Genomic DNA, 21,201 nt, shown 5'->3' with positions numbered 1-21,201 from the left:
AGGCAAGGTGACTAAAGAAGATAAATTAAACGAAAAAGTCTTAAACCTAGACAAAGACAAAATCAAGGAAAAAGTCTTAACTTTTGTGAATAGAGAAATTCTTTCTCGCCTTGATGTGCGACAAGAAAAAAGCACTCTGGCTGAGTTATTGCCGCAATTGCATGCTCTAGGTACAGCTGATGCCTTAGAACTCGAAGAACAGCTTTATCTCTACTGGCGTTGGAGTGTTTTAGGGTTACTAGCAAGTTGTGTCTATGATCCGAGCTTTGTTCCTCCACCTGAGGGGTTTAAGGATGTAAGCGAAGATGAAAAGATTTTAGCTCAGTTTGCTTTAAAAGTAGGTGATCTTGAATTACCCCAAGGTCACTTCAAAGCCAAACTCTACCAAAAAGATCCGCAAGTTTGGGGGAATACTTCCTTAGCTCGCCTTGAACTAGAGTATGAGTTTTTTCTTAGCTTTAAAGGAACTTATTTTTACTCTTTGCGAGATTGGCAAAACAACCTCAAGCAAGCTCGCGGTGAGCCCTCTGCCTATTATGCCCAAGCTAAGCTTCTAGGAGAAAAAGTAAAAGCCTCAGGCAAGGGACACTTGCTTTATTGCTTGGGACATTCTCTTGGCGGAGGCTTGGCTGCTACTTTTGCTCAGGTCGCAGGAGTGGAGACTACAACTTTTAATGCCGCAGGAGTACATCCAAGTACGATTAAAGAAGAAGCTAATTTAAGTAAAATTGAAGCTCTCTATCTTCCTGGCGAACTATTACAAGAAGCCCAAGACTTTTCCTATGAACAAGAGAATTTTCTTGGCTTAGGGCAAGTACATTGGCAAAGTAAGATCCCTAGCCAAGTGGGCAAAACACGAGCTTTAGACTTGGCAGTAGGCTACACTTCCTTAGATAAGCACTTTATGTTAACTCTAAATAAGGGCTTTAAAAGCAAACTTAAACAATTGCAAGAACAAGCTCAGGTGTTACTGTTTAATAGCAAGAAATAAAGCTAGGCAAGCTATTTACCTCTAGAAAGGTAGCAAAGCTATTTGCCTTGAGAAAGGTTGCAAAGCTTTTCGTATAGCAAAGAAAACTAGATATCTTTACCTTGACCAAGCTAGGTAAAACTATTTACCTTACCGAAAGTACAAAGAACAGCAAAACCTTAAGCAAAGAAAAGCCCCCCTCTCTAAGCCTAATAAAAGCTAGACTCCTGCTATTATTAGTGCAAATCTAATTAGCAGTAGTCATTACTCCTGCAAGCATTATTAATTCTGCGTTTTATCCTAGACTATCTAATCTAAAGGTCCGCGACAAGCAAAGGTCGAGGACTTTTTTATGAGGATTACGGCAAGGAAAAATATTTTGCAAAAAAATTTCCTTTGTAAGAAAAAATCTGCTATAATATTGCAGTCAATTAAATTCAGGAAAAATAAAGCAATTTCTTTTTCCCTGATTTTTAGACTAATTCGCTTGCGAATTAGTTTTTTTCGGTAAAGAATTTAAGCGATATTCACTTAACTGAAATTTTATTTCGGCTCTCACTTGTTTTAATCCTTGCCTTTATAGATATGAGAGCTATCTGGAAGGCTTTAAACCGTAAGGATCAGCAATGCGTCACTACGAAATCGTATTCATGGTTCACCCTGACCAATCTGAACAAGTTCCTGCAATGATCGAACGTTACACTGCAATGGTAACTGAAAAAGGTGGTAAAGTTCACCGTTTAGAGAACTGGGGTCGTCGTAATTTAGAATACCCTATTAATAAAATCTACAAGGCTACATACGTTTTAATGAACGTTGAAACTACTTTTGATGTAATTAGCCAATTAGAGAACACATTCCGTTACTCAGATGCGGTTATCCGTTCTTTAGTTTTACGTGTAGATGAAGCAATTACTACTCCATCACCATTAGCTAAAGAAGGTGAAGATAAAGTAGCTGCTGCTGAATAATTTATAAGAGAGTATTAAAGTGGAAAATGAAATCACAATTGATGGCACTATTTGTGTAGAGCCACAAAAGATTATCTCTCCATCTGGAATACCTCACCGCCAATGGACAATGCAGCATCAATCAGAGCGCTTTGAAGAAGTAGGCTTACGCCGCAAAGTGTGGTTAAGATTAGCTGTATTAGTTAGCGGTCAAGAGCTTGTAAACGAAACAGACTCATATACAATTGGTACAAATGTACGTTGTACTGGGTTCATCTCTGCGCATAAAAGCCGCAAAGGTGATACTCAACTCATCTTACACGCCCAAAAAGTAGAGATTGTTGAATTTAATAATGACGAGGAAGAAGCATAATTTGTTTTTTCTACGCTTGACAATAGTCCACTGTGTCAGTGTATTCCCTATAGAACTGATGTGAAAGAGATAGTAGGTTGTCTACTAGACTTCCCTATCTGTGAGTGAGATATTTTAAAGCGGGTGATATGCTAGCCCGTACTATAACAACAATCATTGTAAAGTTTTATTAATTAGGAGACAATGCCAAATGGCTCGTTTTGTTCGTCGTCGTAAAATGGTACGTCAACCAGAATTAGTTACTGAAGTTGACTACAAAGACGTTGCTACATTAAAGAATTTTGTTAACGAATCTGGCAAAATCGTTGCTAGTCGTTTAACTGGTGTTGATGCAAAAACTCAACGTCAATTAGCTCGTGCAATCAAACGTGCACGTTACTTAGCTTTAATCCCTTATACTGACAATCAGTAATCAACCGGAGATATTTAAATGAAAGTTATTTTATTAGATAAAGTAGCACATCTAGGTTCAGTTGGTACTGAAGTTGAAGTTAAAAGTGGTTATGCACGTAACTACTTATTACCTAAACACATTGCAGTATTAGCTACAGCTGAAAACCGTGCTAAATTTGAAGCACAACGTGCTGAATTAGAAAAAGAAGCTGCTGCTAAATTAGCAGCTGCACAAGCTACAGCAGCTAAAATCGAAGAAATCGGTACTTTAGAAATCGGTGTTCAAGCTGGTTCAGAAGGTCGTTTATTCGGTTCTGTAACAACTCGTGACATCGCTGATGTTTTAGAAGCATACGGTGTTAACGTAGAAAAATCACAAGTGCGTATCAACGGTGGTTCAATCCGTGAATTAGGTGAACAAGAAGTTGTTATCCACCTACACGCTGATGTGAATGTTAAATTAGCAGTAAACGTAGTTTCTCGTTAATTTATCCTTGCAAAAGGCCTCAGGTAAATCCTGAGGCTTTTGCCTTATCTGCTCAAAATAAGCAAGCTTAGCTTTGAGTAGTTAATGCGAGATAAAACTACAGCCGAGCTTTATTCTTTATTTTAGGAGTTTAGCTTTTATTCTTTTCTCTTTCTTTTCTCTTTTATCTTCTTTTCTCTCTTATTTTATTTAGTCCTTTTTTACAATGCTTGCTCAAACCCTAGCCGAGTTATCCTCTCTCAAACAAAGTTGTACCTATCAAGCGTGCTCAAATCCTAGCCGAATTCTCTTCTTGTTAAGTTCACTTCTGTTTGTTTATCCTTTTTACCATCTTTTTATCTTCTTTACTCTTTACTAGTAATGCTTACTCAAACTCTAGCCTAGTTATCTTCTCTCAAACAAAGTTGTTCCTATCAAGCGTGCTCAAACTCTAGCCGAGAGACCTATCCTCAAGTTATTGCTAACAATACTTGCTCAAACTCTAGCAGAATTATCCTCTCTCAAACAAAGTTGTTCCTATTAAGCGTGCTCAAACCCTAGCAGATTTCTCTTTGGCGTTTTCACTTTCCACATAATCAATGCTTGCTCAAACCCTAGCCGAATTCTCTTTGCTGTTTTCTCTTTTCTCACTATCAATGCTTATTAAAACTCTAGCCTAGCTCTATTGCCTGTTCTCTGTTTACCTTTTCTCTAGTTTTTTTCTTTTGCTTTTCTTTTGTTCGTTTGTCTTTTGCTTTGTCTATTTGTATTTATCTTTCTTTCTCCTTCTTGCCTCTCTGTGTCCTTCTCCCTTCTCTTGCTCTTGTCTGTAAGTGTCTCATCCCCCTTGGCAAAAATTATAAATAAAAAAAAGACCAAGTAAGCTTGGTCTTCTCGTTAAAGAAATATTAAAACTTCTTTATATTGTTTCATATAACGTTTGTTAGATAAACATCGCCTCTTGCTAAAAAAGTAAAGAAAAGGTAATGCTTACCTCACACTTAAATTATACAAAAAAAGTTGATTTTTTGCCTATTTTTCTATATTTTCATGAGATTTTAGCTGGGTATATTAGAACAAATCTTATTTAAAAGCACGAAAAATGGAAATTTTAGCTAGAATTATCTCTTACCCTTATTTGACTAAAAAACTCAAGATATTTTCTTCTAAAATTAAGGCAAAAAAACTCCCTAGCTAAAAAAGCTAGGGAATTTAAATTAATCCTCTTCTAAAGCATGAGGTTCAACAAATTTGTTTACCTTAGCATCACCTTGGTTTACCTTAAAGTAGGTTGCTTGGTGTTGTAAAGCTGCTAGAAGTTGACTACCTGTAAATTCAGGTACTGGATACTGCGTTAGACTTGCATAAAAGACTACATGCTCATAGTCTTTGGCAGCGAGCACATCAATTGGGTAACGGCTTGCTTGTAACCAGTTATTGGCACAGAGTTGTGCACTTTTTGGGGTAATGCTCGCCAGATCACGAACTTTATTGGCACTACGTTGTGCTTGTTCTTTATCTAGGCTGTAGTGAATATAGTCTACACTAGCTTTGCTTAAGTGCATTACTAAGTCTGGTTTAGAAGCAAGATCTTCAGATTTGCTTACTTTAGGAGTGTATTGTCTAAAGTAAGTGCCCCAGAGATGAATGCCACTAAAGTCTTGTAAGTCTTCTGGCATACTATGTGCCAGTTGAGCCGCTATCTCAAATGGAGAAGTTGCTTCTTTAGTGTTAGGTAAGTTTAACGGTAACTTAGTTAAATCTAACAGTGGAGTTAGCTGTGGACCTAAGTTATTTAGGGCTGCTACTTGATGACTCACACTTAGATCTTGCCCTAGGTAAGCCGTACGTTCTTGCAGATACTGAGTTACACCTTGGTAAACTACTTCTTCGAGTTGTTCAAGCGTTTGTTGGGCTATTTTTTCTTGTAGATTGTTAGCTTCAGGATCTAACTCAGGACAAGGAATACTAAAAGAATAAGGACGATATACCAGAGGCTCGTAGTTAACGCCAATAAACTCACAATAAGCACTAAAGAACTCATTGAGGTATTTTTTATAACGATCATCAGCACCAGCTGCTGCTAAAACAAATAAACGTTTAGCTACAGGGAATAAGCGTTGACGGAAAGCTTCTGGGTTATCAGTATTAAAGGTAACTCCAGTTCTTACCCAGAAGTCTAAATAGTTTTTCAGTTTGGTAGCTATAGCGTGGTTATATACAGGCGTTGCCATAATAATGATATCTGCCTGTAAGAACTCATTAACGAGGTTATTAGCCTGGGCTAAAGCTAAGCTAGGATGAGTTTCTGGGAAACTACGTGAAAGAGCACTATTTACTTTATACTCGTAGATACCAATTGCCCAAACTTTGCTTTCATAGGCTTTGCCCGTGGTGCGGGTAAAATTAAAGCCTACATGCTGTTCGAGAATTTCATCCCAAGCATTATTGTAAGTTGGTACACGGGCACGGGTTAAGTAGTTATGATAAACCTGATTAAAGGCTTGATCGGCATAACTTGGATCAAAGAGAGCATTAAGTTGATCTTGACCCTGAGCGACTACTTGCAGTTCTGCATCTTGGCGTCCTGGATTAAGGAGCTCAAAGTACATTTGCAGATCTTGTTGTGCCGAGTAATTAAAGCGAGTTAAGTTTTTCCCGTCGAGAACAGGAACTAGATTCGCTTGGTAAAAAGGTTTAAAGATTCTACTTAAGTAGTACTCATCAAATTCTTGAATTAACCCTGAAGTTACTTGTTCGCCAAACCAGTTGAACTCAGTAAACTTAGCCGCTAACTGCGCTCGCGTTGCCAGACGAATTGGGTTAAACTGATCGGCAATTTGTAAATGCGCGTAAGTGTAGTTAAATGGTAAGGCATCTACATCACGAACAATGAATTTTACTTTTGCAGGATCACGTTCTAAAAGTTGATCATAAAACAAACTAAACTCAGCCAGAGTTTGGTTGGTAAAGTTAGTAATATTTACGTCGAGATTACAGTTTTGCGCTTCAACCACTTCAACTAGGTGCTTTAAGCCTTGTTGATCAAGAAAATGATTTACTTGTTCACTAAAATCAAGCTTGGTATCTGTGTCTTGTAACGCCAGTTGATTATTTAGTTTTTCTAAAATATACGGCGTAAAATTTTGATAAACTAAATTGAATTTATCTAGATTAATATATTGATAAGTAAAAGGAAAGCACTGTTTTTGTGCTTTAAAATTTTCCACCGCACTTACAACATTTTGTAAGGCTTGGTTGAGCAACCAATCACTCTGAGAAAAATTGTTTGGTTGCATGGTAGATTTTAGTACTAAAACGTTTAGCATAATTTAATCCTCTTGGGGATTAGCCTAAAACTCTGGAAAGGGATTTTTATTTTTTATTATAACGGTTTAAGCTTTTAGCTTCAGATTTTTATGCTCGAATCTGGGCTTTTAGAGTAAAATTGTTCCCATTTAGGCAAAAAAATGGCTCTAGGACGTACCTAGAGCACAGAATTTAGTTGGTTTTTGTGGTTTTTGCTTCTTTGCGGATTTTAATTTCCTCAAAAATAGCTACTATGCCAAGGAGTACGGCACAGGCAATGGCTGAAACATCTAAAGCTAAAAATGTTCCTGTCCAACCTGTTTGCCCAAAAATTGGATAACCATCGGCAATAAGCCCTAGACCTAGTTTAGCAAAAGAATCGCCAACTAAGTAAGCAAAAGTACCCTTGATACCATCAGCAACAGCTACTGCTTTTTTTGGTACAAAACCTACGGCAGAAACGCCTATGAGCAATTGCGGACCAAATACACAAAAGCCGAGGATAAATAGGGCACTATAGAGCATGAAGACATTTGTTGCAAACTGATAGTAGCCGAGAGTAAAAATAATAATGAGTAAGGCAACTACGGCAAGTAAACAACGACGTCCTTTTATAATATCCGAGAAAAAGCCCCAAAGAAAACTTCCGAGTAAAGCACCTATCTCAAAAACCGTAAAACCATGAATAGCTACTTCACGACTAAAGCCCAGTTCTTGATTAGCATATACTGGTGACCATTGATCAATACCTATGCGCACTATATAGAGAAAGATATTGGCAAAGCAAAGTAACCAGATTACTTTATTAAAGAGAATATAGCGAATAAAGATTTGGAATTTACTTAATTGCTTTTCTTCTACTTCCTTATCTTCAGTAGACTCAGGCTCGTTAAAAAGCTCTTCTGCCGTGCCTAAGCCGTAAGCTTCGGGTGAGTCATTTCCCACACAAAGACCAATAATACCAATAACTATTGCCACAAGGGAAGGAAAGATAAACATTCCTACTACATGCCCATCAAAAAAGACATTTGCCCCAAAGAGAGCTACGGCAGCTGCTCCAGCACCACCGATATTATGGGAAAGATTCCAAGCTCCGAGGAAAAAGCCCCGTTTTGATTTGGGTGTCCACTTGGTTACGGTTGAGTAAGAACAAGACCCCCCACAAGATTGGAAAAAGCCTGAAAGAGCATAAAAGGAGATCATTAAGAAAATAGCAACACTACCTCCACCCAGAGATGCGGAAAACCCCAGCATACAAATAGCTGAGAGAATTAACATCAACGGGAGAAATTGTTTAGTGTTCTTGCCGTCAGCAAAATAGCTTAATAGAGTTTTACCTATACCATAAGTAATGGAAAACCCTAAACCTATTAAGCCCAGTTCGGTTTTTGTGAGACCATAGTCGTTAATTAAGTCATTTTGGGCAACATTGTAATTTTTACGAATTAAATACATTGCCATGTAACTTATAAAGACTACTAGATAAGACATCATAAAGGGTTTAAACCACATCCGACGTCTTACTTCTACAGGAAGATCCAGGGTAGGGATACGTTTTTGTTGGAGAAATTTAAACATAATGCTTAGCGTTTTTTAAAAGAAAGGACGAGGATATAGTAAATAGGCATAGCAACATAAAAGCAAAACTCTAGTTAAACTAAAATCTGCAGGTAAAAAAAGAGATTAATCAAAACTTTATTGTGCTTAGGAGGAATTAGCTGTTTTGATTAATCTCTATGAGGTTTATATGTCGATATTTATATTTACAGGGAAAATGCAAATTAGTTAGTGTGTAAAACACTAATTTGTTTTTCAGTTTTAATTATAAAAGCAAGGGCAAGAAAAAAATAATTCGATTTGCGTTTTTGTGGCATGGGTCACACTTTTGCAATTAGGCAAAAAAGCAAAAGTGCAAAAACCCCGATAAATAGGGGAGTTTTTACGTTAAAAGACCAAGGAAATGACTAAGAAATAAGCAAAAAGCGTAAAAAGAAGAGCAAGAGAGGAAAAGAAAGATAAAAGTGAAATTAAAGCTAAATATCAAACATTTAGCACTTTAAAAGAGTAAAAGACTAAGAACAAAATGAACAAAAATTGTTAGCTAAAAAGAACAAAAAATGAGTAAAAAGAACGCAAATATTTTTATTTTGGTGCAAAAACGATCATTTTAGCAAGAGGTAGTAACTAAATTAAGGGAGAAACAAGAACAAAAAAAGAGAGAAAAGCAAAAGCAAAAGCAAAAGCAAAAGCAAAAGCAAAAGCAAAAGCAAAAAACAAAAGCAAAAAACAAAAGCAAAAAACAAAAGCAAAAAGGTTAATTATTTAAATTAGTGATCAACCAAACCCCAGCCAAGCCAAACCCAATCTAGCAAAGAACCGAAACAAGCAAATAACCTCAAAACTCTATCTCTTCTACTCTTCACTCCCAACCCTAAACAAGCAAAAAACTTAAACCTCAAATCTCTATCTCCTCTCCCCCTCAATCTAAACCCAAACAAGAAAAAAGTCCCTAGAGTAAACTCTAAGGACTTTTTACATTTACTTAAGCACTACGTGCTTCTTTACGGATTTTGATTTCCTCAAAAATTGCCACTGTACCAAGAAGGACAGCACAGAGGATCGCAGATAGATCTAAAGCTAAGAAAGTACCTGTCCAACCTGTTTGCCCAAAAATTGGTGTACCATCGGCAATTAAACCTAAACCAAGTTTAGCAAATGAATCCCCGATTAAGTAAGCAAAAGTACCTTTGATACCGTCAGCTACAGCAACCGCACGTTTTGGGACAAAGCCTACAGCTGCCACACCAATCAGAAGTTGTGGACCAAAGACACAGAAACCAAGAACAAAAAGAGCTACAAGGTACATGGTTGGCGTTGCTGCATGTTGATAGTAAGAGATAGTAAAGATAATGATAATTAACGCTACTACCGCTAAAAGACAACGACGACCACGTGCTAAGTCAGAGAAGAAACCCCAAAGAAGCGTACCTACTAAAGCACCGATTTCAAATACGGTAAAACCTGTAATTGCCACTTCTTTACTAAAGCCAAGTTCCTCATGGGCATATACTGGTGACCATTGGTCAATACCAATACGAACTATATAAAGGAACACGTTAGCAAAACATAGTAACCAAATTACCTTGTTAAATAATACATATTGCACAAAAGTTTGGAATTTAGTTAGTTGTTGTTCAGCAACTTGACGGTCTTCTTCTGATTCTTTTTCGTTAAATAACTCTTCTGCTTTCCCTAAACCGTAAGCTTCTGGTGAGTCATTACCAATGCATAAACCAATACCACCAATAATTAAAGCAACAATTGAAGGGAAGATAAACATTCCCACTACATGCCCGTCAAAGAAGTAGTTAGCTCCGAATAAAGCTACAGCAGCTGCCCCAGCTCCACCCGCGTTGTGGGAAATATTCCATAAACCTAAATAGAAACCACGTTTTGATTTTGGTGTCCATTTAGTAATGGTGGAATAAGATGAAGATCCCCCTGTTGACTGGAAGAGGCCAGACATAGCATAGAAAGAGATCATCAGGAAAATAGCTACGCTTCCGCCCCCTAATGAAGCTGAGAACCCGAGCATACAAATAGCCGAGAGCACGAGCATTAAAGGTAAGAATTGCTTAGTATTTTTTCCGTCAGCAAAATAACTTACCAGAGTTTTACCTACCCCGTAAGTAATAGAAAAGCCAAGACCAATTAAACCTAGTTCAGTTTTAGTTAAGCCATAGGTTGCAATTAAGTCGTTTTGCGCAACGTTAAAGTTTTTACGAATTAAGTACATTGCCATATAGCAGACAAACACTACTAAGTAAGACTGCATAAATGGTTTAAACCACATACGACGTCTTACTTCAACAGGTAAGTCTAAAGTAGGCTTACGCACTTGTTCAAGAAATTTAAACATAATGTATCCTCATAAAATCACAAACTAATCCCCTAAACTAGTTTGTGGGCAGATTAACTCTTGCCTATTAGAATATGGTTAGCTGAAAAACTAACGCGGCATATTATACTATAAAAGGACAAATAAATATCTAGTTTACAAAATACTTAATGGATTTATCGGATAAAAAAAGGTAAATTTTGAGTGTTTTACTCAATATATACAAAAGTGTTTGGGGAAAATATAGAGAAGGATTTTACGTAAGATAAACGAGATAAAATCTAGCCTTCCAATCAAAGTTAAAGACCTCTGCCCGCGAGCAGAGGTCTTAATTTAATTCTGAGTGTGACCAAGTTTAATAAAGTCAGCGATAATTTTATCAAGTTCTGGATTAGTGTAACTTATCTCAGAGTGAGCTTGACTAGCCCCAGTTGGGGTGTGAGAATGAGCTTTGCTTTGAGATTGGCTCTCTGTACCTCTTGGCACGGAAGTAACATGAGAAGTTTCAGCTCTAACTTGAGAGTTTTCTCTAGTAACTTGAGAACCCTCTGCCGTAACTTGAGAAGTCTCTGCCCTTGCCTCAGCCCAGTTAGCTTCTAGCTCAGGTAGAAGAGCTGCTAAACGTTGAGGTAAATCTTTGCCTTGCGGATAGCCATTGGCAAAGAGATAAAGCTGTTGGTTAAACTCTAAGAAAGTTTGCAGAACTTCTTGCACTATGAGCGGATAGGTTTTAAGAAAAAACCTATTAAAGCGAGCAAATTCTTCATAGAAAATTTCTCGCTGTTCAGGGCTTGGCTTTTTAAATTTCAAGGAAATTTTATAAACATGACTACTGAGTTCTCCTTTAATGCGCTCGAAGCTACCCCAGCTAAACTCGTGCCCCTGTAAAGCCTTTTGAATGAATTTTTCTTGCTTTTGCTCAGTTAAATCTGTATCTAAAGTAGCAAAAAACTCTTGGGTATAAGCAAAAGCAAAGTTTTTTAGTTTTTGCAGGATTTGCGCAAAGAACGGATAGTACTCTTTATAGAGGGCAACTGCTTGGGCTTGTTGCTGAGGTCCTGGAATTTCCACGCTGAGATTTTCAGTTGCTGGATCCAGGCTACCTTTTACCGCGTATTTGGCTTCATAGCTATAGAGAGGTGCAAAGTTATTTAAAACTATTACCGCAAATTCAGGCGAGAGCAAACTTAAGTCATTAATGTGCACCAGAACAAAATCACTAGTGTTGTTGTATTTAAGTAAGCAGTCTTTAGGAATAATCCCCTCAGCAAAAGCTAATGGAGCTTTTTGTTCGTAGTTAAGCACTATATCCTGGGCTTGCACCTCTTGCAAACAGATTTTTTGCCCAGCATGGAGAGGATGTGAAATTAACTCTTTCCCTACTTGATAGTAAAAAGGATCAGCAAGATTAAAATGCGGAGTAAAAATATCTGTAACCCTCTCTAAGTACTCAGCTTGGCTATTATAATTATAGTATTTTATGTTAATGGTAAAGAGCTCGGCAAATTTATATTTAGCCATGATTACTCCCCTTTAAGAGCTTGTTTAAAAAACTCTAGTGTAGTAAAAGCTTGATCTAGTTCACTTTTAGCTTGGGCAAGGTTATTTACTCTTGCTTGTGTAGCTTGGTTTTGGGCAAAAAACTGTTCGAGATTTAGGTAAACTTGTTTAATAAAGTCTTGATACTGTTTATAGTTTTCTGGATTAAGTTGCGCAAAAACATGTTCGTACAGAGGGCGATATGAATTATTTCCTTGCATACCAACATAGGCTATTTTGAAAGACTCAAAACCTTGGCTCAAGAGATTAATTGTTATCTGTTCATTGGTATTAGGTTGGTATAAGGCTTCAAACTCTTCGAGGCTTGCAGCTAGACCTGTAACCTGTCCTTCTGGATCAAAGGTAAAGAGCTGAGAGTAATCAATGCCTAAGCCTTCAAGTTCTGGAAAAGAAGCAAAAATTTGTTCAAGAGAGTAATGCATACTTGCTCCAAAGATAAGATCATTAAAGTTAAAGATATTAGCTGCACTAAGAGCCAGATTTTGGCAAGCAGCATAACTGAGTTTCTTCTTGAGTTTAGGGTCATACAGACTACTAAAGCTAATGTAGCTTTGTGGCTCTTTTTTAATTTCCCAGAGAGTATACGGATAATCGCTAGTAAAGCCATTGTTGCCCGCATAGATACAAGACTTAATATTTTTCCCTGAGATAAATTGAGCAAAATACTGGTACTTGTCATTTTTAGCAATATAGTTAGTCCGCGATAAGAAAAGAAGAATTTGCCCATTATCTTCGAGCAATTCTAGCCATTGCTCGGCACTTATGTCAAAGTCATTATTGTACTTACAAATTCTTGGCACAAGGATGAGGGTTTTAAATTTTTGTCCTTTAATTTGCTCATAAAACTGCTTGAGATCCCAAACAAAAGTAAAGGTAAAGGAAAAAGGCAAAGCTTGGCTAAAAGCTTGCAGTAAAGGCAAAAGCTTTTCTTGATAGCTAGGATCATGGGCGAGCAGATAACTACTTAAAAAAGTAATAACTGAGTCCTTATTTAAAGTATAAGGAGAGTTGCTCGCAAAAAACTCTTGTAACACTACATTTTCTCGGTCATCTAACGGGCAAATGGCAAGCTTACCAAAGTAAGAGTTATCCTTGTCAGCTAGAGCTTGCCAGAGACGGCTAAAGTACTCAGCCTCTGGAACTCTTACATTAGAGCGCTCGTAGATTTTACAGCGCTCATTGTACTCGGAGTAAAGGCTAGCAAAGCTAGTTTGTTTGTCTATTTTGCCTTGGGCATAGTAGCATAGAGCTTCAAAGTAAGGGAAAAAGATATCGACAAACAAACGGTAGGTAACATTGTCTACGGCAGGATCTTTACCTTCGTTAGCAGCCATAAGTGTAGGCATGCCGACTTTAGCTTTAACTTCTTCACTTTTATGGAGTTCAGGTACCCGTTGTGTGTATTCTCTTTGTAAAAACTCATACACGGCCTTTGCCAGTTTCTTTTCTGCGGTAGAAACTGGACTATTGCTTTGAGGCTCATGGCGTTGCGGATAGAGGTTTACTTGCGAGACAATAGCCTTAGTATAAATTTCTATGGCTATGCCAGGATCAAAAACCAAGAGATCATCCATGGCCGTCTTAAAGAGGTGAGGTCGCGTGATTGAAAAGGTGTAATTAAGCATTTTTTATTAACCGTTATTTGCAAAATGGTTTTGCCAAGCTCGAGTTGCCTCTGAAACAGCTTGGAAAAATTCCTCATTATCTAAATCGTGATCAGAGTATTGGGCAATAAATTTGTATTGCGAAAAGTTGAGCACTTTTTCAATTTTCTCTGGCGGTTCTTGCCCGAGATTACGGTATTGGCTGGCTAAGAAGGCAATATGTTGCTTAACGAGTTCTGGGTCCAATTGGGCAAAAAGTAGATAACCTTTGATTAGGTCTTTAATATTTAAGCGGATCCCTTTCCCTATAAGCTCTTGTAACTCCTCTTGGCATTGCTGAATTAGAAGATCTAGAGTTTGTTCTAAATCAGCTACATAGCCCGAAGCCAGTTTGCCTCCTTGCTCTTGTTCCAATAAAACTTGTTCTTTTTGCTCGCTTGCCAGCTCAAGGTTTTCCACTTGCCCGAGTTCGAGATTAAGCATGGCATACTCAAAAGCATCATTAATTTCCACTCTGAGCAGAGGATTAAAGCCGAGCAGTTGAGCGTTTTTACTTGCTTGACAAAGAATTTCTTTGCAAGTTTTTAAGAGCCCATTAAAAAACTCGAGGCGTCTAAATAAAGGCGTACTTTGTTTTAAGTCATTATTACGCACATAGAGCATAGTTGCCAAATAGGTTAAAGCTTGAATGGCATCTTTTAGTCCACGCGTAAAAGGAGCTAAAACTTCAAGAAGTTGGGGCTCGAGGCGAGCAGGTTGATCCCAGATAGGAGCAAACTTTTGCTGTAAAAGTCCAAGTTGCTCGTCATTTTCTTGTTGGATATCTATGCCGAGCTTTTGCCCTAAATCTTGCAGTTGGAGATACAAGGAGTTAGCCTTTTGGTCATAGATTTCGAGTTTTTTATTTACCCCTTGGCTATTGCTTACTTTAAATTGATCGGGAATCCAAATATAGTCGACGCGAGCCTTTTGTAAATTGTCATAGTTATTACAAAAGTCAGCCACATAGGCAGTGGTTTTTCCTTGGGCATAGCGATTTACGCGACTAATAGTTTGGATAAGTTGCCCTCCTTGCAGGTTGCGGGCTAAGAACAAGAGCTTAGCTTTAGGTGCATCAAAACCTGTAGTGAGCTTATCTACAACAATAAGTAAACGCAGTTTTTCTGGATTAGTTTGAAAGAGGTTAAGAGCCTGTTGTTCATAGAGCTTGAGGTTGTTGCTATTGTTAGGATCAAGCTGTTGTATAAGGCGACGTAAGAGCTCTTCTTTGCTTTCTTTGTGTTGTGGATCTTGATTAGCCCCTTGGTTTAAGCTATAGGAAGTAATTAAAGCAAAGGGAATGGGTTTGAGATTACTATTTGCTTGCTTCTTGCTTAAGCTCAGATTTCTTTGCTCTAAAAGGTGAGCATAGTGAAAGGCTTGATTTATATCTTCACAAACTAGTAAAGCTCCCCATTGTTGCTCTTGACAGAGATACTTGTGCACATAAGCATAAATATAATCAAGACTTTGCTCAGGAGTTAGTTTAATTTCCCGATTGAGGCTATTTTTTATTTGGCTATAGCTTTTATCAGCAAAATCGCTGAGATCAGAGTTGTCGTTTTTAATGAGACTAATTACAGGGTAAAGATAGGTAATATCATAGATATTGCCATCATTTACCGATTGAGCATAGCTGTAAGTATGTACTACATCCCCAAAGTTAGATTCTGAGGCACGTAAGAATTTATTATTATAGTTTTTTGTGTAAACTTCAGGCGAAGCTGTACCCGTAAGCCCGAGAATAATTTGTTTGTCACTCAGGCGTTGGCGAATGGCATGGTGTAAATTGCCTGAGTGAGATCTATGACACTCATCAACAATTACCACGCAATTGTAGCTATCTAAAACGCGTTTATCCCTTTGGTCGGGATTAAATTTTTGGATTAAAGTAAAAATAAGCTTGCTTTCAGGGTCATCGAGCTGCTCTTGCAAGTGTTGCATATTTTTACTGCGGTAGGCATTGAGGTTTACTAGCTGTTCTTGGCTATACTCTTGTTCGAGTTGCTCGAGGTATTGTTTTTGGTATTGTTGTTCGAGTTGTACGCGATCAAATACCACAATTACTTTAGCCTGCTCGAGGTTTTTCAGAATCCAGTTCAGTAAAAAAGTAATGATCATACTTTTGCCCGAGCCTGGAGCTTGATTGATGAGGGCATCATCGGCACAATTGCTTTTGAGGCTTTTTACATAAGCTTGCCAGTCGGGGTTAGATTTTACTTCTTTTAAGTGTGGAGCATATTTTTTAATTATTCGCGCTCTTAAGGCACAAGCTCCATAGTATTGATTGTGCCGTGCCGAAATTTTCTTAACTATAGTTTGTGTGCTAGCGTCTACTTTGTGGTAGAGAATAAAGCTTTGCACAAAATCGAGCAAACGATAAGGACTAAAGAGGCTAGTAAGATTTTCTTTTAGGCGTTTATAGGAGCTTAGGTTGAGCAATTTAAGTTGGCTTTTTACCCGCTCTTGGATAAAGTCATGTTTTACCGACCCATCAAAAACCCATTTTTTAAACTGATTTTCTCCTGCACTAATATAGGTTAGGGAGTTTTCACTTAGGGCAACAAGTAATTGAGCAAAAAGCACACTAGGAGCACTCGAGCTTTGATTGAGTAATTGATTTTGTGCCTTATCGTGCAGGGAAGTATCGCGTTTTACCTCAATTAAGCTCAAAAGAATGCCATTAAAGTAGATGCCATAGTCAGCACGATAAGAGCCATGTTCATGGGGCAGTTTTACTTCCCGCACAAAACTAAACTCATGCAGATGAGGTGCTTTTAAAGCAATTATTTCTTGTAAAATTTGGGCAAACTTATAGTTATACCAAAGGAAAGTGCTTTGGCTTGTTCTTTGCTTAAAATTTAACTCAAGGTAGTCTAGAGCAAGGTTTACCAGCTGAAGATAATAACCTTGTCCTTGCTTACTGGCAAAGAAGTCAGACTGAGAGTTAAGCAGGCTCGAGAGAATATTGCGAGCCAATTTTTGTTGCTCAAGACTAAACGTACGCATTTGCAGAGCTTGCTCGGCAAGTTTGCCTAAGCTACTTGGCTGTTGCTTTTTATAGCCCAGTTGGCTAAGGATTTTATCTATAACCTCATTACAGAGGTCTTTTTCTGACGCATTCATCTTCTTCCCTAATTAAAAACATGGCAATAGAGTTTGCGATAGAGGAGCATTTCACTTTGCCAAATTAATTGTTTGGTGGCCTTTTGTAAGTTGCGATAATGGTTCACCACGTTTTTATATTGCTCGGATTTGAGTTGCTTGGCAATTTCTTTTGCTTTGCTCTCAGAGGAAGTAAACTGGCTAATAAAGGTCGCAAAATTATCTTTATTAAGCTGGGCTCCAGTGGCATTGGGCAGAGCCAAGTATTGCCTTACGGGAACAAAAAACTCAGGAGCAATTATCTTTTGCATTAAATGATTAACCATTTGGCACAGGTCTTGCTCCAGTGCCTCTTTTACTTGGAGATAGCTCTGCACATAAGGTAAAACCTGTTGCTCAATAAACTCAGGTTGTTGAGCCAGAGGGGGAATATTAAAGTTAAAGTTATGGGCTATGCTAGTTTTAGTTGTATTTAACCCAAAAAAGCCATTATCTTTTTCCAGTAAAAACGGCGTTAAGCACAAGCAGAGGTAACGGGCTAACTCAGGATGGAGAACTTGGGCATCATATTGCAAAATAGTTTCATAGAAGTTATAGTTAAAGTTAGGTTTACCTATATAGAGGCTCTGAGGGGCAATAACAGCTAGAGGATAGCGATTATTTTTATAAGGAGCTAAAGAAAAAACTATATCTCCTGCTTGTCCCTGAAAAAAATCTTCTCTGCCTTTAAATTCTCTTTTTTCTAAGAGGCTAAAGTTATTCTTTAAGCCTTTTCCTGCACCATAATTATCAGGAGAGAAGGTGTAATAGTGGCTCGAGTTAGGGCGATGCTTTTTATTAAAGCGAATGGGCGGAGCAAAAGTAAAAAGTTGTGCGAAGTTATATTTTTGCATGGAAGACACTTCCTTTAAGATCTTGGTAATCTTGGTAGCTTTGTGTCAGTTCTTGTTCTTGTGCCTGACAACCTGGGGTTAAGCAAGTATTAAAAGGAGATAAACAATCGGCTTGCCGATAAAGTTCTTTTACTTGCTCAGCTGAGTAAGTAAAGGCTAGATCTTGAGGTTCAGCTGGAAGTTGCTCTGGACTATATTGGCTTAGATCCCAAAAGCTTACTTGTTCAACCGCTTCTTTGTCGAGAACAAGGAGGCACGAAGGGTAAATAGTAAAATAATCTGCCCCAAAGAACACACAGTGACTAAGATGCTTAAGGTAAATTATTTGTTCGAGAAGCGGACGATCTTTATGGGATGCACTTGTGTAAAGGTAGTCACTTGAGATTAAGAGAAAGAGCTTTTCTCCTCTTTTTAATGGAGCGAGGAGTTGTTCGAGCTTAAACCCATGGAGTTCTTTTTTATCCGCCACTATGGTAAGGATACTAGAGCTCGTATGGGCTGGAGTTTTAGCAATAAAATCAGCAAAGCTATCTTGATTCCATTGACTGGCTTTATGGTAAAAGCGATTTTTACTCGCAAAAACCTGTTGGCAATAGGCTTGCCAAGCGGGGTCGTTAAATAAGTTGAGATAGTTAGCATTACTTTGCCCGAGAGCAAGAAAATCTAGCTTGTCAGGGCATGCTCGAAATAAAGGTCCGTTAAAAGTAGTGGCATTATTTACTACAAGTTGCTCAGAGTTAGTGAGCTTGCGCACTAACTTAAAGATAAAAGCATATAGACTTTGGGCTTGCAGGTCGTTGAGAATTAATTTTTTGTGATCTTCAAGGTTGTTTTTATAATTGGCACTAGTTTGATCAAGCTCATACTCTGGAGAAAATAATGAGGCTAGAGTTTTATTGAGAAAGAAAATCCCAATTTCAAAACGATCTGCAGGACTAAAGTCTGTAAACTGAGGTAGTTTTTGCCAAGCAGTGTAAAATTGCTCAAAGAGAGCAAAGAGACGATTTTCTTCAACACTAGGAGTAAACTTTGAAAAAAACTTGCTTTGCTGGAGCTTCGGCTCTCGGGCAAAGGCTAAGTTAAGCTCGAGAAGAACCTGGGTAAGAAAGTTTAATCTATCTTTTTGCTCTTTATGTTTACGGAGTAAAGAAGAGATTTCTTTGAAGGGAGCAAAGATTTCAAATTTCAGATTATTGTTCCCAACAGCCGATCTTAAAGCGTTAACATTTTGCATATTTTTTAAATAGAATCTTCGTAAAAAACGGTTTAATAATCTTTTTTTTATTATTTTTATTTTACCTTATTTTTTGCTAAAAGTAGCACTTTTACAGAGAAAAAACCCTTAAAAATTCGGCAGGAAAGTAGTAGGAAGCTGGCGAGAAAGAATAAAGACAAGTTAACCAGAAAATCTAAACCAAGTTAAGCAGAAAGATAAACCAAGTTAACCAGAGAAGCTAGACCAAGTGAACCAGAAAATCTAGAGATCTAGTAAGAGTAAGTTAATCAAAAAATCTATCGAAGTAAAACTAGCTAAACAACAAAGACTAAAAGCAAGTTATGCAGAACAACCAAGCCAAGTTTGGGTTAGTTAGATAAAAGCTAAAGCAACTAAAGCCAAGTTCTCCCTAAAATCTATAACAGAGTCTGGAAGTAAAACAGCAAAAAATCTTATGCTATTTTTTCAGATTTATTCAGGCTATTTTCTGCTGATAAATTACAAATAATTTGCAAAAAAGGAGAGAAAATACTTAGTTATTTTCTCTCCTTTTTCTGGTTCTGATCGTTTTTGATCAGAATAAGCGAGTGCCATTTGGAAAAAGTGTGACCCATGCCACAAAACCCGAAGTTTTCATCTTTGCCTTTGGCAAAAGCGACTAAACTATAAACATAGATTATTTTTTAACCTCAGGCACTAGGATCTAACCTAGAGATAAGGAAGATAAAATGTTAAAAATTAGAACTGTTTGTGGCAATGGAATCGGCTCTTCCCTAATGTGTGCTAATAAAGTAAAGCAAATTTGCGATAAACATGGCATTCAAGCAGATGTGGCTTCGATTGACTTTAGTAATGCTGCTTCCGAAAAAGCAGATCTCTATGTAACTATCCAAGAAATGGCAGTAGACCTTGAAGCTAATGGTTTGCGTGCTGTAGCTATTCGTAGTTATGTTTCAGGACCAAAAATCGAAGAAGACATTTTACCTACATTACAAGAGTTAGCTAATAAATAGCATCATCTAGACCAAAAGGGGACTGTTATGTTAACCTTTTTAACCGATATTCTTAGTCAGCCAGCCTTTTTAATGGGGGCAATTGCCTTTATAGGTCTCCTTTGCTTAAAGGCTCCGGCAAATAAATTGCTTACTGGGACAATCAAACCTATTCTTGGTTATTTAATGCTAGGAGCAGGGGCAAATGTAATTGTAAGTCAATTAACTCCACTAGGGCAAATTATTGAAGCAGGCTTCCATATTAAAGGAGTAGTACCAAATAACGAAGCTATAGTTTCAATTGCTCAACAAGTACTCGGGGTAGAAACCATGAGTATTTTATTACTCGGGTTTATCTTTAACCTCGCGATTGCAAAATTTACCAAGTATAAATATATTTTCCTAACAGGACACCATACATTCTTTATGGCGTGCTTAATGTCAGCAGTACTACAGGCTATGGGTCTAAAAGGTTGGGAACTTGTGGCTCTAGGTGGCTTTTTCCTTGGAGCTTGGTCAGCTATCTCTCCTGCGATTGGACAAAGATATACTAAAGTAGTATCTGATGACGATGGCATAGCTATGGGTCACTTTGGTTCATTACAATACTATTTAGCTGCTTGGATAGGTAAAACCTTTGGTAATAGAGAAAACAACTTTACCAATGTAAAACTTTCCGATAAACTTGCTTTCCTTCGTGATACTACGGTAACTACCGGAATAGTAATGGTGATCATTTTCCTCTTTGTTTCAATTGTTGCAGGCTCTGAGTACATGAAAACCATTTCTGAGCAAAATCTTGTTATCTACTCGATTATTGCAGGTTTAACCTTTGCCGTGGGTGTGGCTATAGTTTATAACGGGGTTAAGTTAATTCTTTCGGATCTAGTGCCAGCTTTCCAAGGTATTAGTGAAAAACTTATTCCAGATTCAATTCCTGCTGTTGACTGTGCTGTATTCTTTACCTACTCGCAAACAGCAGTAGTGGTGGGCTTTATTAGCTCATTTGCTGGTGGCTTAATTGGCATGGGACTTCTAGGCATTTTAAGTTTACCTTTAATTATTCCTGGCATGGTGCCTCACTTTTTCTGTGGTGCAACCGCAGGTATTTACGGTGATCGCCTCGGCGGTAAAATAGGTTGTATTGTTGGTGCTTTTGTAGGGGGCTTACTCCTAGCTTTCTTACCAGCCTTTTTACTTCCGGCTTTAGGTGATCTAGGTTTTGCTTCAACAACTTTCTCGGATGTTGACTTTATTATCTGGGGAATTTCTCTCTACGAAGTGCATGAATGGTTTGGTAGAGTTGGGGTATATGTTTTAGCTTTAGTAATTCTTGTTGCTTTAATTATTCCTAGCTTTATTAAAAGTGTTCGTGTTGTAGGAGATACCCTACCATATGAAGAGTGCTTACCAAAAGATAAAAACAAATAATT

15 protein-coding genes are annotated in these 21,201 nt (G+C 37.8%); 7 read left to right on the top strand and 8 right to left on the bottom strand.

The window, feature by feature from the left end:
• Nucleotides 1–7: 7 nt before the first annotated feature.
• The 5 genes from CJP74_RS00400 to rplI all read left to right on the top strand — a co-directional run bounded on the left by CJP74_RS00400 (nt 8) and on the right by rplI (nt 3,173).
• On the top strand, nt 8–991 hold the full coding sequence (locus tag CJP74_RS00400; protein ID WP_119496299.1) for a Tle-like phospholipase domain-containing protein: 984 nt from the start codon (nt 8–10) through the stop codon (nt 989–991).
• A 605-nt stretch (nt 992–1,596) separates the two neighbouring features.
• Nucleotides 1,597–1,941: a 30S ribosomal protein S6 gene (rpsF, locus tag CJP74_RS00395; protein WP_119496298.1), complete on the top strand. Its 345-nt coding sequence runs from the start codon at nt 1,597–1,599 to the stop codon at nt 1,939–1,941.
• A 19-nt stretch (nt 1,942–1,960) separates the two neighbouring features.
• Nucleotides 1,961–2,293, top strand: coding sequence for a primosomal replication protein N (priB, locus tag CJP74_RS00390; RefSeq protein ID WP_222986784.1), 333 nt, complete (start codon nt 1,961–1,963; stop codon nt 2,291–2,293).
• Nucleotides 2,294–2,483: 190 nt separating this feature from the next.
• Nucleotides 2,484–2,705, top strand: coding sequence for a 30S ribosomal protein S18 (gene rpsR / locus CJP74_RS00385; protein WP_119496296.1), 222 nt, complete (start codon nt 2,484–2,486; stop codon nt 2,703–2,705).
• 18 nt (nt 2,706–2,723) lie between these two features.
• Entirely contained in the window at nt 2,724–3,173 is a 450-nt protein-coding gene (gene rplI, locus CJP74_RS00380; RefSeq protein WP_119496295.1) for a 50S ribosomal protein L9, read from the top strand.
• A gap of 1,196 nt (nt 3,174–4,369) precedes the next feature.
• Here the strand turns inward: rplI and CJP74_RS00375 are convergent.
• The 8 genes from CJP74_RS00375 to CJP74_RS00340 all read right to left on the bottom strand — a co-directional run bounded on the left by CJP74_RS00375 (nt 4,370) and on the right by CJP74_RS00340 (nt 18,794).
• The gene (locus CJP74_RS00375) at nt 4,370–6,481 is read right to left on the bottom strand and encodes an NAD(P)H-dependent oxidoreductase (RefSeq protein ID WP_119496294.1); all 2,112 of its coding nucleotides are present in this window, start codon (nt 6,479–6,481) and stop codon (nt 4,370–4,372) included.
• 172 nt (nt 6,482–6,653) lie between these two features.
• Nucleotides 6,654–8,039, bottom strand: coding sequence for a hexose-6-phosphate:phosphate antiporter UhpT (gene uhpT / locus CJP74_RS00370; protein WP_119496293.1), 1,386 nt, complete (start codon nt 8,037–8,039; stop codon nt 6,654–6,656).
• A 964-nt stretch (nt 8,040–9,003) separates the two neighbouring features.
• A complete protein-coding gene (gene uhpT / locus CJP74_RS00365) occupies nt 9,004–10,380 on the bottom strand; it encodes a hexose-6-phosphate:phosphate antiporter UhpT (RefSeq protein WP_119496292.1) in 1,377 nt (458 codons plus the stop codon).
• Nucleotides 10,381–10,692: 312 nt separating this feature from the next.
• On the bottom strand, nt 10,693–11,880 hold the full coding sequence (locus CJP74_RS00360; RefSeq protein WP_119496291.1) for a hypothetical protein: 1,188 nt from the start codon (nt 11,878–11,880) through the stop codon (nt 10,693–10,695).
• 2 nt (nt 11,881–11,882) lie between these two features.
• Nucleotides 11,883–13,493, bottom strand: a complete 1,611-nt coding sequence (locus CJP74_RS00355) for a hypothetical protein (protein WP_119496290.1) — start codon at nt 13,491–13,493, stop codon at nt 11,883–11,885.
• Between the two features lie 57 nt (nt 13,494–13,550).
• A complete protein-coding gene (locus tag CJP74_RS00350) occupies nt 13,551–16,688 on the bottom strand; it encodes a DEAD/DEAH box helicase family protein (protein WP_119496289.1) in 3,138 nt (1,045 codons plus the stop codon).
• 8 nt (nt 16,689–16,696) lie between these two features.
• Nucleotides 16,697–17,560: a hypothetical protein gene (locus CJP74_RS00345; protein ID WP_119496288.1), complete on the bottom strand. Its 864-nt coding sequence runs from the start codon at nt 17,558–17,560 to the stop codon at nt 16,697–16,699.
• The gene (locus tag CJP74_RS00340) at nt 17,547–18,794 is read right to left on the bottom strand and encodes a hypothetical protein (RefSeq protein WP_119496287.1); all 1,248 of its coding nucleotides are present in this window, start codon (nt 18,792–18,794) and stop codon (nt 17,547–17,549) included. The genes CJP74_RS00345 and CJP74_RS00340 overlap by 14 nt, the downstream gene beginning before the upstream one ends.
• Before the next feature lie 710 nt (nt 18,795–19,504).
• On the opposite strand from CJP74_RS00340, the gene CJP74_RS00335 reads away from it, so the two are divergent.
• Together CJP74_RS00335 and ulaA are read left to right on the top strand one after the other, a co-directional pair.
• Nucleotides 19,505–19,789 (top strand): PTS sugar transporter subunit IIB, encoded by a 285-nt coding sequence (locus tag CJP74_RS00335; RefSeq protein ID WP_119496286.1) that lies wholly within the window; start codon nt 19,505–19,507, stop codon nt 19,787–19,789.
• A gap of 27 nt (nt 19,790–19,816) precedes the next feature.
• Nucleotides 19,817–21,199, top strand: coding sequence for a PTS ascorbate transporter subunit IIC (gene ulaA / locus CJP74_RS00330; protein ID WP_119496285.1), 1,383 nt, complete (start codon nt 19,817–19,819; stop codon nt 21,197–21,199).
• The last annotated feature ends 2 nt before the right edge of the window (nt 21,200–21,201 follow it).

It is taken from the genome of Psittacicella melopsittaci, assembly GCF_003585925.1.
GTDB classification, from domain to species: Bacteria; Pseudomonadota; Gammaproteobacteria; order Enterobacterales; family Psittacicellaceae; genus Psittacicella; species Psittacicella melopsittaci.
This window is presented reverse-complemented; position numbering and strand designations above follow the sequence as displayed.

What these genes read in the sequence shown, in the direction of transcription:
- rpsR (WP_119496296.1), top strand. Translation starts at nt 2,484, where the DNA reads ATGGCTCGTTTTGTTCGTCGTCGTAAAATGGTACGTCAACCAGAATTA.
- CJP74_RS00375 (WP_119496294.1), bottom strand. Translation starts at nt 6,481, where the DNA reads ATGCTAAACGTTTTAGTACTAAAATCTACCATGCAACCAAACAATTTT.
- CJP74_RS00335 (WP_119496286.1), top strand. Translation starts at nt 19,505, where the DNA reads ATGTTAAAAATTAGAACTGTTTGTGGCAATGGAATCGGCTCTTCCCTA.
- ulaA (WP_119496285.1), top strand. Translation starts at nt 19,817, where the DNA reads ATGTTAACCTTTTTAACCGATATTCTTAGTCAGCCAGCCTTTTTAATG.
- CJP74_RS00360 (WP_119496291.1), bottom strand. Translation starts at nt 11,880, where the DNA reads ATGGCTAAATATAAATTTGCCGAGCTCTTTACCATTAACATAAAATAC.
- CJP74_RS00345 (WP_119496288.1), bottom strand. Translation starts at nt 17,560, where the DNA reads ATGCAAAAATATAACTTCGCACAACTTTTTACTTTTGCTCCGCCCATT.
- rplI (WP_119496295.1), top strand. Translation starts at nt 2,724, where the DNA reads ATGAAAGTTATTTTATTAGATAAAGTAGCACATCTAGGTTCAGTTGGT.
- CJP74_RS00340 (WP_119496287.1), bottom strand. Translation starts at nt 18,794, where the DNA reads ATGCAAAATGTTAACGCTTTAAGATCGGCTGTTGGGAACAATAATCTG.
- CJP74_RS00350 (WP_119496289.1), bottom strand. Translation starts at nt 16,688, where the DNA reads ATGAATGCGTCAGAAAAAGACCTCTGTAATGAGGTTATAGATAAAATC.
- rpsF (WP_119496298.1), top strand. Translation starts at nt 1,597, where the DNA reads ATGCGTCACTACGAAATCGTATTCATGGTTCACCCTGACCAATCTGAA.
- uhpT (WP_119496292.1), bottom strand. Translation starts at nt 10,380, where the DNA reads ATGTTTAAATTTCTTGAACAAGTGCGTAAGCCTACTTTAGACTTACCT.
- CJP74_RS00355 (WP_119496290.1), bottom strand. Translation starts at nt 13,493, where the DNA reads ATGGATGATCTCTTGGTTTTTGATCCTGGCATAGCCATAGAAATTTAT.
- uhpT (WP_119496293.1), bottom strand. Translation starts at nt 8,039, where the DNA reads ATGTTTAAATTTCTCCAACAAAAACGTATCCCTACCCTGGATCTTCCT.